The following is a 13,283-nucleotide window of genomic DNA, read 5'->3' as shown; positions in this document are numbered from 1 at the left end:
ACATTATTTACCTCATTGTGTGTAGTTTTTTATATCACTTCTTAATTATTGAACTCGCTGGGCTTCGCCAGCAAAGTTTGCAGATTATCCACACCAACGCTGGGCCATAAAAAACCTTGCAGGCCTAAAACACCGGCGTATCTGAGTTTATTAAAGTACTCTTTTTTCTCTATTCCTCCGACGATCACGCCTTTACACAACAGGTTGATATTCTTTAACAACGAGTCGATGACCACGTCATACCCCTGATGGGTGAACAGCTGCCAGTAAAAACGCTTGTCTATCTTTACATAGTCAAACAAACCATCATACAGCGCGGTCAAGGTGGCTTTACCGGAACCGAAATCATCGAGCCACAGCGTAAACATTTCGCTTAAACGCTGCACGCTCGGGTTGTTCTTCCCGGCCGAAAGATTCGGAAAACTCTCACTCATTTCGAATGCAATAAAAGGATATTGCCTGATCCATTGGCACAATGCCGGATCGGAAAGAATAAGCTCGACGATGGTTTCTTCGATATTGATGGTCAACTGCACGCTGTTACCGGTAAACCAGTCCGCATGCCGCTCCGCAAGTTTCAATTGCTCATTAAATAACTCAATCCTTTGTTCAGACGCCAATAAATTAATCCCAATTTCGGCCGGCATGGCTAAATCACCGTCGAGACTGTTGAAACGGCTCAACATTTCCACCGCCAACAGCCTGCCCTCCATTGAGTAAACGGGTTGAAAAACATAGCTACTAATAAAGTCAGCTTCGAGTTGGATGTTCATTTTAATGCCACAGGATGAATGGCTAGCGTATCATCGTATATCAATATATTTTATCGATCAATCCTTCTGGGATTAATCGGAAATATCAATGCAAATACCCATGAAATATCATTTAATTGATAGATTAAAGCTATACGACAATCGCGAAAGGCGCAAAAGAAAAGCAGCCGAACTTATGCCACCTTTCTTGCCCAACGCGTGATCTGAAAAGGTATTTGGCTTAAGTGGAATGGATGAAGGGCTAAATTTGACTTATCTCCGTTGTTTTATTTAAGAAAAATCTTAAATAAAGTAAAATAATCTTTCTGCCGTAACGCCGATTTTTCCTGCCGTTAACGATGACTGATTAAATTTAATAACACATCAATTCCGCCCGTTATTCTCAGCATTGAAAACGTAAAAAAATGCCCACCTTGATTTTCAGAAAATCTGCGCTACGCCCCTGCGAAACGTCGATTTCAGCGATAAAAAAAGGGATGAGCACGCTCATCCCCTTCACCCTCCCACGCCGGCTAGCGGATCGTTTCGCTCAGCCATTGCCGCAGTTCGGTCAATTCGGCCGTCTGTTGCGGATAATCCGCCATCAGTCTATCGCAGCAGGCGGCAACGGGCTCGCTGCGATACGCACAGCCCACCAGCGCTTCCGCCAACCGCTGCAGCGGAGCGGGATTCAGGCTGTCGGTGAACACCTGCGTACGAACAATCGTTCCCTTCTCCACGTCGAAGAACAGATCCACGCCGCCCCAGACGAAGCGCTCGTTAAGCAGATGGCTGAACGCCGGCGCCTTGCCGAAGTTCCATTCCCAACTGCTCTGTTTGGCGAACTGCGCGGCAAAATCGGGCAAATCGGGGAATACGTCCGGCGAAATGATCTCGGGCTCGGCCGTCTCGCCATAGTGGGCAAAAAAGGCCTGCACGATGGCTTCACACACCTGTTCATGGCTGATACCCGGTAAAAACTCCGCCAAATTGGCGACGCGCGAACGCACCGAGGTGATGCCCTTGGCCTGTAGCTTTTTAGGATCCGGATTGAGGTAGTCCGCCAGCCGCTCCAGATCGGCGTTCAGCAGCAGCGTGCCGTGGTGAAAACCGCGATCCTGCGTTTCTCTATAGGCCGAGCCGGATATTTTGCGCGGACCGTCGGCGGTTTCCATCACCAGATCGTTGCGCCCCGACGCGCCGGCCGTGACGCCCAGCTGCCGCAGCGCTTGCAGAATGATGTCGGTCGAGACGCTTTTGTCGTAACCCGGTTTGCCGGCCATAAAGGTGAAACAGGTATTGCCCAGGTCGTGAAATACCGCCCCGCCGCCGCTGCTGCGCCGCGCCAGCCGAATGCCGTCCTGCTCCATGCGTCGGGTGTTGCACTCTTTCCAGGGGTTCTGCGACTGACCAATCACGACCGTTTCGGCATTGCGCCACAGGAAGAGGATTTTTTGCGTGGTCATCTCGCGGAAGATGCATTCTTCCACTGCCAGGTTAAACCAGGGGTCGTAGGAGTCGGAGATCAGTAAACGCAGGCTGTTCATGGCAGGCACCGTTCAAAATACGTGATGCCGCCATGATACACCAAATCAACGGGTTAAGGCTAAATGCGTCGCGCCTGCCAGTACACCCGCTTCCAGTAGACGTTATCGAGCGAGGAGCGAATCACGCCGCGACTGGTCGAGGCGTGGATAAATTGGTCGTTGGTATCGTATATGCCGACGTGCAGGCCGTTCTCACCGCCGCCGGTTTTGAAAAACACCAGGTCGCCCGGCATCAGCTCATCACGCGAAACCTTGGTACCCAGCGAGGTTTGTTCTTCGGTCGAACGCGGCAGCTGCATGTCGAAACGATCGCGGAACGTGCGGTAAACAAAGCCGGAACAATCCACGCCGCCGCGATCCAAGCCGCCGTAACGGTACGGCGTGCCGTACCACTGACGCAGTTGCTCGTTGAGCTGGGCCACCACCACGATAGAGTCCGCCAGGCGGCCGCTCGGCGGCGGCGCATGGCTGCTGCAGCCGGCGAGGATCAAACTGGCTAATAAAAACCACACACGCATCCGCATAATATTCCTTCATTGAACACGCTGCCGCATTATGCCAATCGGCACACCACCACCGCCTGCGAGGCAAAGCCGGCACCACGTAAGGAGAGCGCTATTTGGCGTTAATTTATCTCCCGCACGGGGAAAAAGGCAAGCGCCATGAGGGAGATAATAGCAGGATCGCCGGTTTTGACCCTATTCCGGCGATTTTGTCTCGGATTTGCTGTTAATCAGCCCGACACCGAACAGAATAAACAGCGTGCCCAACGTTTTCAGCAGCGTAGCGGATTCGTTAAACCACGGCAGGATCACCGCCGCCAGATAGACCAGCGCGTAGCTGACGCTCAGCAGAGGATAAGCGCGGTTTAACGGCAGGTAGCGCAGCGCAAAGAACCAACACAGCATCGACAGCGCATAACCGAAGATGCCGCCGCCCACCGCCAACAGCGGCAGCCAGTAGTCGCCGATCAACGCCAACGAGACGTCGGCGAACGACATCAGCGGGATTTGCACCATGCCCCACTTCATCAGCAACTGCGCCAGCGTCACCAGCAACACGCTGGCGGCGCCCCAGGCATAGCCCCTCATGAATGCACGCTCATCAGCAGGATCCCCAACATAATCGACGCCACGCCGCACCAGTGGCGCGCGGTTGTCGGCTCATGAAACAGCCAGCGCGCCGCCAGCGTCACCATCACGAAGTTCAGGCTGAGCATCGGGTAAGCCAGGCTGAGCGGCAGGCGTTGCAGCACATTGAGCCACACCGCCATGCCCAACCCCAGCAGCAGCACCGCCAGCGCCAGCCAGCGCAGCGTCTGCTTCAGCCGCGCCTCGCCCGCCCGTTCCCAACAGTGCGCCGCCTGTTTCTGGCACAGCTGCCCACCGCAGGTGAGCAGGCTGACCACTATCACCAACAGAAAACCCATCATGGTTGCTGTTTATACCACATCAGCACCAGGCGATTCATGCGATCCACCTTGTCTGCGGCAGGCAGCTCCTGCGGCAGCGCTTCGCCACGGGACAGCTGCAACACCAGCGACACGTTCCCCTGCTTGCGCGCCTGCGCCAGCCACTGCGGGAAGTCGGCGTCGCTGATCAGGTGGCCCTTGGCGTCCGGATACTCCAGACCATAAGCTACCTCGCCTTTCTGGCTGTACATCAGCACGTCGCTACGCTTCAGTTCCCAGGCCAAACCGGCCGCTACCCCGACGCTGTCGGTCAGCACGTAACGGCTGTCGCCCAGCTCGGCCATCGTGGCGCGCGCGAAGTTCTGCGGCAGCTTGGAATCGGTCACCTGTTGCGGGATGGCGTAGCCGATCACCAGGCACAGCAATACCGGGCAGGCCGCCGCCCAGCGCCATTGACGACCGTTATCGCGTGCGGAGACCAGCGCGAACAGCAGCCAACCGCCGAAGGCGATCAGGCCGAGCACTACCTTCGGCCACTCTTGCGCGGTAAACAGATGGGCTTTCGGCAGCAGGCCGGAGCTCAACACCATCAGCGCCACGATGCCGATCAGCCCGAACAGGCCGTTCAGCCAGGCATTGGCCTTGAACAACCGGGCGCGCAGGGTGGCGGCGTAGTCTTCCGCATAGGCGGTCATCAGCAGCGCCAGCGGTGCCATGCACGGCAGAATGTAGGTCGGCAGCTTGCCTTTGGCGATGCTGAAGAAGATCAGTGGCATCATCGCCCAGCTCAGCAGGAAGAACAGCTCCGGGCGCTGTACGCGTTCGCGCCAGCCCTTGAGCAGCGCACCGGGCAGCAGCGCCAGCCACGGCAGCACCGCTGCCAGCAGGATCGGCAGGTAATACCAGAACGGCGCCTTGTGCTGGGCGTTATCTTCGGCGAAACGCTGAATATGTTCGACCCAGAAGAAGTAATTCCAGAAATCGGGTTCACGTTGCGCGATCGCCAGCGCCCACGGCAGGCTGAGCAACGTGGCGGTCACGATCGCCACCGGGCCGTAGCACAGCAGATCCTTGATGCGACGTTGCTGGATGACGATCGGGATCACCGCGATCACCGGCACCGCCAGCGCCAGGAAGCCCTTGGTCATAAAGCCCATGCCGCAGGCCAGGCCCAGCAGCGCGTAGGCGCCCAGCTTGCCTTTGACCGAGGTGGCTTTCAGCGCCAGGTAGTAGCTGATCATCGCTGCCGCCAGCCACAGCGAGATCATCGGATCCAGCACGCTGTAGGTGCCGATGCTGAACACCAGCACCATCGACAGGAATATCAGCGCCGCCAGGCTGGCGCGGCGCGCATTGCGCCACATCAGCATTGCCAGCGCAAACACCAGCAGTGCGGTCATGCCGGTGCTGAACACCGAGCCGAAACGCACCGCAAAGTTGTTTTCGCCGAACAGCCACTGGCTGATGTTATTGAACCAGTAACCCGCCACCGGCTTTTCGAAGTAGCGCAGCCCCAGCAGGTGCGGCACAACCCAATCGCCGCGCTGCAGCATTTCGCGGCTGATCTCGGCATAACGCGTCTCATCCGGCTGCCACAGCAGGCGGCCGTTAAGCGGGATCAGGTAAACCAGAGCAAAAAAAACGGCCAGCAGAATGGCCCAGGATCCTTTTAGCGCCTTCATGTAACGTCCTTCACATCGGTTTGACAACCCAGCCAACCTTCGCGGCCGGGGAAAGGAGCACGCTTGATGCGGCCCAACGGCAGTGACGCCAAATCTTGTGGTAACAGCGCGCTAAGCGGACAGAATTCGATGCCCTGCTGCCGTGCGCGTTGCAATAACTGTTCGAACATCGCCGCTTGCGACATGCCTTCCACTTCGGTGTGAATGGTGTACACCGGCACGCCGCGATCGTTCTCGATGGCGCGCAGAATGTAGTCGTTGAAGTCGGCCATGCTGACTTCGCTGCCGATCACTTCGTCGAAGGTCGGCAACGTCACCGGGATCTGCACCGTGCCGTGGCGCCCGTCGCTCAGCACCGGACGGAACGGATGGGTGCCGCGGCAATCGCTGTTGTAATGAAAGCCGAAGCGTTGCTTGACCTCCAGTACGCGCGTATCGGCACGCCAGCCCGCCACGGCGGAGCATTTCACCGGCTGGCCGGTGCTGGCGCTCAGGGCGTCGACGCCCCGCTGTACCTGCTCGGTCAGCTGCGCCTCGCTCCACTTGCCGACCTTGGCCTGCCACCCCTGGTGATCCCAGGCGTGCAGCCCGACTTCATGGCCGGCTTCGGCGGTGCGCTTCATCAGCGGCCCCAACGCGCGTGAAATGTTGCGCCCCGGCCAGGCGGTGCCGGCCAGCAGAATGTCCAGGCCGTACAGCGAGGCGGCGTTCGAACGCAGCATTTTCCACAGAAATTTCGGACGCAAAAGGCGCCAAAGATGGCGCCCCATGTTGTCCGGTCCCACGCTGAAGAAGAAGCTGGCCTGAATGTCATACTTGTCGAACAGGTCCAGCAACTGCGGCACCCCTTCACGGGTGCCGCTGAAGGTATCTACATCAACCCGCAGACCGACTTTCTTCATGCACCGTTCCCTTCCTGAACGGTAGTGCGCAAGAAGTAGTCCAGCGTATCGGCGACGGTTTGCTTCATCTCGATGGTCGGCTGCCAGCCCAGCAGGCGGTGAGCGTTCTTGATGCTCGGCGTGCGGTGCTCGACGTCCTGGTAACCTTTACCGTAGTAGCTGCTGCTCTCAACGTCCTTAAAGCCGGCAAACGGCGGGAAGCGGTCGCGCAGCGGGTGGTTGTTGAAGCTTTCCAGCAGCATTTCTGCCAGCTCGCGGATGCTCGCTTCGTTGGTCGGGTTGCCGATGTTGACGATCTGGCCGTCGCACAGGCCGTCGCGGTTCTCGATGATGCGGAACAGCGCTTCGATGCCGTCGTTGATGTCGGTGAAGCAACGTTTCTGCGCGCCGCCGTCCATCAGTTTGATTGGCGAACCTTCCACCAGGTTGAGGATCAGCTGGGTGATGGCACGGGAAGAACCAATACGCGCGGCGTCCAGGTTATCCAGACGCGGCCCCATCCAGTTGAACGGACGGAACAGCGTGAACTTCAGGCCTTCTTTAGCGCCGTAAGCCCAGATCACCCGATCCAGCAGCTGTTTGGAGACCGAGTAGATCCAGCGCTGTTTGTTGATTGGCCCGACGATCAGGCGCGAATGGTCTTCGTCGAACTCTTTGTCGTCGCACATGCCGTACACTTCTGAGGTGGACGGGAAGATGATGCGCTTGTTGTATTTCACGCAGTCGCGAACGATCTTCAGGTTTTCTTCGAAGTCCAGCTCGAACACGCGCAGCGGGTTACGGGTGTATTCGATCGGCGTCGCGATCGCCACCAGCGGCAGCACCACGTCGCATTTCTTGATGTGATACTCGATCCACTCGGAGTGGATGCTGATGTCGCCTTCCACGAAGTGGAAACGCGGGTTGTCAAGGAAGCGGCTGATGGCGTCAGAACCGATGTCCAGGCCGTAGATGTCGTAGCGATCGTCACGCAGCAGGCGTTCGGTCAGGTGGTTACCGATGAAGCCGTTGACCCCGAGGATCAGCACGCGAGTGCGGCGTTTCATTACGGCATTCGGCTTGGCGGCCAGACGCACGTCGGTGACGATGCCCATTTCCTGCGCCAGGCGGCTGCCCTGCACATACAGGCCGCTGTCGTTCTGACCGGCAACGATCTCCAGTGCGCCTTCGCCACAGGCGATAACCAGCGGAGAAGTGCTCAGCACGGTACCCGGCTGCTTGTCGTGTTGGGTATCCAGCACGCGAGAGCGCCAGACGATCAGCTTGCGCTGGCCGAGGTAGCTGAAAGCACCCGGGTACGGTTCAGTGACGGCGCGTACCAGGTTGTTGATCTCTTTGGCGGACTTGTGCCACAGGATCTCGCCGTCCGCCGCGGTGCGACGGCCGAAGTAGCTGGCCTGAGACTCATCCTGCTTGGTGAAGGTGGCGGTGCCGTTCTTCAGCTTCGGCAGCTGCTCTTTCAATACGGCCTGCGCGGCTTCCAGCACTTTTTTGTGCAGCGTCAGCGCGGTGTCGCTGTCGGCGATGGTCACTTTCTGCTGACCGACGATGTCGCCGGCGTCCGGGCGTTTCACCATCTTGTGCAGCGTGGCGCCGGTTTCGGTTTCGCCGTTCACCAGCGCCCAGTTCACCGGGGCGCGGCCACGGTAATGCGGCAGCAGCGAACCGTGCAGGTTGAAACCGCCCTGCGGTGCCAGCGACAGGATCTCGTCGCTCAGCATGTGGCGGTAGTAGAACGAAAAGATCACGTCCGGCTGCAGGTCGCGAATGCGGTCAACCCACAGCGGGTGGTTCACGTCTTCCGGCGCGTAGACCGGCAGATCCAATTCGGCGCCCAAACGGGCCACGGAGGAGAAGAAGTTGTTCTCACCAGGGTCGTCGGTGTGCGTAAATACGGCCTGCACGTCATAACCCGCCTCAGTCAGCGCTTTCAGACCTGCGCAGCCAATATCATGGTAAGCAAATACAATAGCTTTCATCATTCTTCTTCCTGAGTATTGTGGTCCTGCTGTACGCCGACCACTTTCTGAACAAAATAGCGAGGACGTGCGCGCACGTCGGTATAGATGCGGCCGATGTATTCACCCAGTAGCCCCATGCCAACAAACTGGGCGCCGATAAAGGTGAACAGCACGGCGAAGAGGGTGAACACGCCGCCGGCGGCCCATTCAGGGCCGAGCAGCAGACGCAGCGCAATCAGCACCAGTGCCAATACAAACCCGGACAGCGCCACGATGCTGCCGACCACGCTGAGCAAACGCAGCGGCGTGGTGGTCAGACAGGTGATCAGGTCGTACATCAGGTTGATCAGCTTCATCAGGCTGTACTTGGAATCGCCAAACTCGCGCTCGGCGTGACGCACGTCGATCTCGGTCGTGCGACGGGCGAAGGTGTTCGCCAGAATCGGGATAAAGGTGCTGCGCTCGTGGCAGTGCAACATCGCCTCAACGATATGACGACGGTAGGCGCGCAGCATGCAGCCGTAGTCCCCCATCGACTTGCCGGTGGCGCGTTGAATCATCATGTTGATCACGCGCGAAGCGCTTTTGCGGAACCAGGAGTCTTGACGGTTGGCGCGCACGGTGCCCACCACGTCATAGCCCTCTTCCGCCACGCTGACCAGACGAGGGATCTCCTCCGGCGGGTTCTGCAGATCGGCGTCCAGCGTAATCACCAGATCGCCGGTCACCTGATTGAAACCGGCCATGATCGCCGAGTGCTGGCCATAGTTGCGGTTCAGCAAAACGGCGATGACGTGGCTGTCCGGCTTTTCCGCCGCCGCGGTCAGCATGTCAGCGGAATTGTCGCTGCTGCCATCGTCGACGAGGATGATTTCATAAGGTTGAGATAACTGCTTGCAAGCGGCGGTCGTACGCTCCAGCAACGCCGGCAGACTTTCCTGCTCGTTGTATACCGGGATGACTATCGACACTTTTTTAATCGGTTCAACGCGAGACACGTAAAGACTCCACAACAGAAGACAAGGCATTGACCACGCGATCCACGTCTGCGTCGGTCATATCAGGGAATAGCGGTAAGGTGCACAGCCGCGCCGAGTTCCATTCGGTATTCGGCAAGGAAAGCTGCGGATAACGCTCACGGTAGAACTTCTGGGTATGCGCGGCGCGGAAATGCAGCCCGGTGCCGACGCCGACCTCTTTCAGGCGCTCCATCAGCTGGTCGCGATCGATGCCGCAGCGCGCTGGATCGACGCGCACCATAAACAGGTGCCAGGCATGGTCATGCGGGTAATCCGGCACGCCCAACGGCTGGAACGGCGAGCCTTCCAGCGCGCTCAGGTAGCGCTGTGCCAGCGCCTTACGGCGCGCGTTCAGCTCAGCGAAGCGCGACAGCTGCACCACGGCGATCGCCGCGTGAATGTCGGACAGGTTGTATTTGTAACCCGGCTCCACCACTTCGGCCTGCGGTTTGCGGCCAAGCTGCTGACGATCGAAGGCATCGACGGCCAGACCGTGGAACTTCAGGCAACGCAGGCGATCCGCCAGCGCATCGTCGTCGGTGGCGATCAGGCCGCCTTCGGCGCAGGTCACGTTTTTAATCGCGTGGAACGAGAAAATCGCCGTGCCGCGCGCGCCGACCCACTCGCCGTTGTAGCGCGTGCCGACCGCATGGGCGGCGTCTTCGATCAAAGGCAGGCCGTGGCGTTCGGCCACGGCGCGCAGCGCGTCCATCTGCAGAGGAGCGCCGGCGTAGTGCACCGGAACAATCGCTTTGGTTTTCGGGGTGATGGCAGCCTCGACATCGGCGGCGCTGACCATCAACGTATCACGGTCAACGTCGATCATCACCGGCGTGGCGCCCAGCAGCTCGATCATGTTGAGGGTGGAAACCCAGGTTTGCGAAGGGGTGATGACTTCGTCGCCGGGGCCGATGCCCAGCGCCATCAGCGTGATGTGCATGCCCGCCGTGGCGGAACTGACGGCGATCGCATGTTTACAGCCGAAGGTGGAACAGAAGTCGCTTTCCAGCTGCTGGTTTTGCGGCCCGGTGGTGATCCAACCGGAACGCAACACTTTCTCTACCGCGGCGATTTCTTCATCGCCGATGGCCGGACGAGAGAAAGGCAAAAATTGATCCATAGTTAACCCCAAACGTATCGAACTGCTTTTGATGACACTGTAAATCCCTTTCGTTTAACGGATATTAAACGCCAGAGAAGAATCGTTTCCGTGGATTAACTGCCAATGTAAGGCCGCAAGCTTAACTAAACCTTAAGACGAGACTTGTCATCAGTGGGTCAACTGATTGGTGGGTGTCGCCATCATCTATTTAAAATTATTATAAAAATCAATTTATTATATTTATTAATAATTATTTACGTATTTTATTTTTGCCGAATCAAGCGTAGCACGTCATCGACGTTTTTCAAGAAAATCGATAAGAAAGTGAGAGGCAGCCCAATATTAACCGATGATTACCCGGCTATTTATATTCACTACGTTTAGTTTTCGTTTACGTTGCGCGCCGCCGCCGCCGCGATTTAAGCCGTACGGGTCATGATCCAACGCTGGTCCCCCACCCATTGCAGGTGGAAATCCACTTCATAGATCTGCGACAACAGCCCGGGTGCCATCACCTCACGCGTGGCTCCCTGTGCCACCAGCCGCCCGGCGTGCAACAACCAAACCCGATCGGCCTGCTGTAGGGTGTGATTCAAATCGTGCGCGCACACCAGCGCGCTGCGCCCGCTTTGGCAGAACTCACGCAGCAGGCGATCCAACGCGACTTTCTGCGCCACGTCCAGACTGTTGGTCGGCTCATCCAGCAACAACAGCCGGCTGTGCGGATTGACGCTGGGCCACACCTGCAGTAACACCGCCGCCAGCCGCACCCGCTGCCATTCGCCACCGGAGAGCTGCGTCAGCATGCGTGACAGCTTATCCACCAGCTTCAGCCGCTGGCACAAATAGAGAATGGCGTGTTCCACATCGGTTTGCGCCGCTGCCGCAGGCCGATGCAACGCCAAATACTGGAACACCGGCATCAGCGACACCGGCGGCTGTTGCTGGCTGAGATAGCCGCGCCGGCATGCCAGCGCGTTCCCCGGATAATCGGCCAGCGCACGCCCGTCCAGACGGACCTCGCCCAGCCCCGGCAGCATGCCCGCCACCCGCGCCAGCAGGGTGCTCTTCCCGGCGCCGTTTGGGCCGATCAGATGGACCTGCAACCCGCCGTCAATCTGTGCCGAAAAAGGCGCCAGGCGCCCCGCCACCCCAACCTCAACGAGTTGCAGCATCCGTCTTATCCTGCCAGCGCTTGTTTCACCGCCGCCACCAGCGCCGGATCTTCCGGCGTAGTATCAGGCGAGAAGCGCTGGATCACCGTGCCATCGCGCGCGATGAGGAATTTCTCGAAGTTCCACAGAATATCGCCGGCGTGCTTAGGCGCACGCCCTTTGCTGGTCATCCGCGCCAGGAACTCGCTGCCCTCCGGGGCGACGGCATCCGGCTGCGCGGCGATCAGCGCCTGGTATAGCGGATGACGATGTTCGCCGTTCACCTCAATCTTGGCGAACATCGGGAATTGCACGCCGAAGGTACCACGGCAAAACGCCAGGATCTCTTCGTTGCTGCCCGGCTCCTGGCCCAGGAATTCATTGGACGGGAATCCCAGAACGTCCAGCCCACGATCGCGATAGGCTTCGTACAGCGCTTCCAGCCCTTCATATTGCTTGGTCAGGCCGCACTCCGAGGCCACGTTGACCACCAGCAGCACCTTGCCCTGGTACGCGCCCAGCGTGGTCGCCTGGTTTTCGATGGTCTGTAACGGCAGGTTGTAGATTGGCTTGCTCATCGGTTGTCATCCTTTGGTTTTTTAATGGCAGGTGAATGAAGAAAACTACCTTACGCCCTTTGTCCGGGTCAGTAACCAGATAAATAGCGGCGCCCCCAGCGTGGCAGTCACCACGCCGATCGGCAGCTCGGCCGCCAGCAGCGCAACGCGGGCAATCACATCGGCCACCAGCAACACGCCGGCCCCCGCCAGCGCGCAGGCCGGCAGCAGATAGTGCTGGTCGGTCAGGCCGGTGAGCCGCAAAATATGCGGGATCACCAACCCGACAAAGCCAATCACTCCGGCGAGCGCCACGCTGACGCCGACCAGCCAGCCGATCGCCAGGACCAGCAGGTTACGCCACAGATGCAGCGACAGCCCAAGTTGCCGCGCCTGCACCTCGCCCAGCGCCATCAGGTTGAGCGCTTTGCCCTGGCCACACAGCCACAGCAGCACCGGCAGCAGAGCCAGCACCAGCCACTTTTGGCGCCAGTCAACGCCGCCGAAGCCGCCCATCATCCAGTACATCAGCTGCCGCAGATCGAGGCTGGTGCTGAAATAGACCGCCCAGGTCATCAGCGCGCTGCACACGATGCCCAGCGCCACGCCAACCAGCAACAGCCGCGCATTGGTCAGGCGCCGGCGCCGAGCGAAGCCCAGCAGCAAAAAGGTCATCGCCAGCGCACCGGCTATCGCGGCGGCGCTCATCAGCGCCACCGGCAACAAACCGTGCCCTAACAGCACGGTCAAGACCAGCGCGACGCCGGCGCCGTTAGCCACCCCCAGCAGACCGGGCTCCGCCAGCGGGTTTTCAAACAGCGCCTGCATCACCGCGCCCGCCACCGCCAGGGCGGCGCCGACCAGCATCACCGCCAGCGCGCGCGGTAAACGCAGTTGCCAAACGAACAGCTGCGCCCGATCGCTGAACCACGCTGACGGCCATATCCATTGGTCACCGGCGCAGAGGCTGAACAGCAACGCCACCGTCACGCCCAGCGCCAGCAGAGTGATCTGGCGTTTATCGCGGTAGCGCTGATGTTGCAACAGTAAGGTGAAAGTACGGCTGGTTGGCATGGCGCGGCGGTTCCCTGCCGGCCGCTGTCGTGGCCGGATAATTGACGTCTGAGTCGAATATTAGGGGGTTAACGCCGCAAGGGGAAGCCTTGCGTAGGCGATGGAGCAGGAAAGCAGCGGCT

At 59.0% G+C, this 13,283-nt stretch carries 13 protein-coding genes; all 13 read right to left on the bottom strand.

Annotated elements, in window-relative coordinates:
- Positions 1 to 41: 41 nt before the first annotated feature.
- Entirely contained in the window at positions 42 to 773 is a 732-nt protein-coding gene (locus FUU19_RS23800; RefSeq protein WP_230490507.1) for an EAL domain-containing protein, read from the bottom strand.
- 512 nt (positions 774 to 1,285) lie between these two features.
- Positions 1,286 to 2,299 (bottom strand): lipoate--protein ligase, encoded by a 1,014-nt coding sequence (gene lplA / locus FUU19_RS23795; RefSeq protein WP_197833876.1) that lies wholly within the window; start codon positions 2,297 to 2,299, stop codon positions 1,286 to 1,288.
- A 59-nt stretch (positions 2,300 to 2,358) separates the two neighbouring features.
- Positions 2,359 to 2,823 (bottom strand): NlpC/P60 family protein, encoded by a 465-nt coding sequence (locus FUU19_RS23790; protein WP_016927954.1) that lies wholly within the window; start codon positions 2,821 to 2,823, stop codon positions 2,359 to 2,361.
- A 174-nt stretch (positions 2,824 to 2,997) separates the two neighbouring features.
- Positions 2,998 to 3,390: a 4-amino-4-deoxy-L-arabinose-phosphoundecaprenol flippase subunit ArnF gene (arnF, locus tag FUU19_RS23785; RefSeq protein ID WP_025302629.1), complete on the bottom strand. Its 393-nt coding sequence runs from the start codon at positions 3,388 to 3,390 to the stop codon at positions 2,998 to 3,000.
- Positions 3,387 to 3,731, bottom strand: coding sequence for a 4-amino-4-deoxy-L-arabinose-phosphoundecaprenol flippase subunit ArnE (gene arnE, locus FUU19_RS23780; protein ID WP_141969143.1), 345 nt, complete (start codon positions 3,729 to 3,731; stop codon positions 3,387 to 3,389). The genes arnF and arnE overlap by 4 nt, the downstream gene beginning before the upstream one ends.
- On the bottom strand, positions 3,728 to 5,392 hold the full coding sequence (gene arnT, locus FUU19_RS23775; RefSeq protein WP_230490506.1) for a lipid IV(A) 4-amino-4-deoxy-L-arabinosyltransferase: 1,665 nt from the start codon (positions 5,390 to 5,392) through the stop codon (positions 3,728 to 3,730). Before arnT ends, arnE begins: the two co-directional genes overlap by 4 nt.
- Positions 5,389 to 6,294 carry a 4-deoxy-4-formamido-L-arabinose-phosphoundecaprenol deformylase gene (arnD, locus tag FUU19_RS23770; protein WP_043143382.1) on the bottom strand — a complete coding sequence of 302 codons (906 nt, stop codon included), beginning with the start codon at positions 6,292 to 6,294 and terminating at the stop codon, positions 5,389 to 5,391. The genes arnT and arnD overlap by 4 nt, the downstream gene beginning before the upstream one ends.
- A complete protein-coding gene (gene arnA / locus FUU19_RS23765; RefSeq protein ID WP_047730733.1) occupies positions 6,291 to 8,273 on the bottom strand; it encodes a bifunctional UDP-4-amino-4-deoxy-L-arabinose formyltransferase/UDP-glucuronic acid oxidase ArnA in 1,983 nt (660 codons plus the stop codon). The genes arnD and arnA overlap by 4 nt, the downstream gene beginning before the upstream one ends.
- Entirely contained in the window at positions 8,273 to 9,253 is a 981-nt protein-coding gene (arnC, locus tag FUU19_RS23760; RefSeq protein ID WP_033642884.1) for an undecaprenyl-phosphate 4-deoxy-4-formamido-L-arabinose transferase, read from the bottom strand. Before arnC ends, arnA begins: the two co-directional genes overlap by 1 nt.
- The gene (gene arnB, locus FUU19_RS23755) at positions 9,240 to 10,394 is read right to left on the bottom strand and encodes a UDP-4-amino-4-deoxy-L-arabinose aminotransferase (RefSeq protein ID WP_141969147.1); all 1,155 of its coding nucleotides are present in this window, start codon (positions 10,392 to 10,394) and stop codon (positions 9,240 to 9,242) included. The genes arnC and arnB overlap by 14 nt, the downstream gene beginning before the upstream one ends.
- Before the next feature lie 401 nt (positions 10,395 to 10,795).
- On the bottom strand, positions 10,796 to 11,551 hold the full coding sequence (gene btuD / locus FUU19_RS23750) for a vitamin B12 ABC transporter ATP-binding protein BtuD (protein WP_197833878.1): 756 nt from the start codon (positions 11,549 to 11,551) through the stop codon (positions 10,796 to 10,798).
- A 5-nt stretch (positions 11,552 to 11,556) separates the two neighbouring features.
- Positions 11,557 to 12,108: a glutathione peroxidase gene (locus FUU19_RS23745; protein WP_141969151.1), complete on the bottom strand. Its 552-nt coding sequence runs from the start codon at positions 12,106 to 12,108 to the stop codon at positions 11,557 to 11,559.
- Positions 12,109 to 12,153: 45 nt separating this feature from the next.
- Positions 12,154 to 13,161, bottom strand: a complete 1,008-nt coding sequence (gene btuC / locus FUU19_RS23740; RefSeq protein WP_230490505.1) for a vitamin B12 ABC transporter permease BtuC — start codon at positions 13,159 to 13,161, stop codon at positions 12,154 to 12,156.
- Positions 13,162 to 13,283: the final 122 nt, after the last annotated feature.

The sequence above is a fragment of the Serratia montpellierensis genome, assembly GCF_020858655.1.
Lineage (GTDB): Bacteria > Pseudomonadota > Gammaproteobacteria > Enterobacterales > Enterobacteriaceae > Serratia > Serratia montpellierensis.
Note: the sequence above shows the minus strand (reverse complement) of the source record. Positions and strands in the feature narration are given on the sequence as shown.

Bases quoted from the DNA above. Each gene is read 5' to 3' on its own strand.
- arnB (WP_141969147.1), bottom strand. From the start codon at position 10,394: ATGGATCAATTTTTGCCTTTCTCTCGTCCGGCCATCGGCGATGAAGAA.
- FUU19_RS23790 (WP_016927954.1), bottom strand. From the start codon at position 2,823: ATGCGGATGCGTGTGTGGTTTTTATTAGCCAGTTTGATCCTCGCCGGC.
- lplA (WP_197833876.1), bottom strand. From the start codon at position 2,299: ATGAACAGCCTGCGTTTACTGATCTCCGACTCCTACGACCCCTGGTTT.
- FUU19_RS23800 (WP_230490507.1), bottom strand. From the start codon at position 773: ATGAACATCCAACTCGAAGCTGACTTTATTAGTAGCTATGTTTTTCAA.
- arnE (WP_141969143.1), bottom strand. From the start codon at position 3,731: ATGATGGGTTTTCTGTTGGTGATAGTGGTCAGCCTGCTCACCTGCGGT.
- arnD (WP_043143382.1), bottom strand. From the start codon at position 6,294: ATGAAGAAAGTCGGTCTGCGGGTTGATGTAGATACCTTCAGCGGCACC.
- btuD (WP_197833878.1), bottom strand. From the start codon at position 11,551: ATGCTGCAACTCGTTGAGGTTGGGGTGGCGGGGCGCCTGGCGCCTTTT.
- arnT (WP_230490506.1), bottom strand. From the start codon at position 5,392: ATGAAGGCGCTAAAAGGATCCTGGGCCATTCTGCTGGCCGTTTTTTTT.
- arnA (WP_047730733.1), bottom strand. From the start codon at position 8,273: ATGAAAGCTATTGTATTTGCTTACCATGATATTGGCTGCGCAGGTCTG.
- FUU19_RS23745 (WP_141969151.1), bottom strand. From the start codon at position 12,108: ATGAGCAAGCCAATCTACAACCTGCCGTTACAGACCATCGAAAACCAG.
- btuC (WP_230490505.1), bottom strand. From the start codon at position 13,161: ATGCCAACCAGCCGTACTTTCACCTTACTGTTGCAACATCAGCGCTAC.
- arnF (WP_025302629.1), bottom strand. From the start codon at position 3,390: ATGAGGGGCTATGCCTGGGGCGCCGCCAGCGTGTTGCTGGTGACGCTG.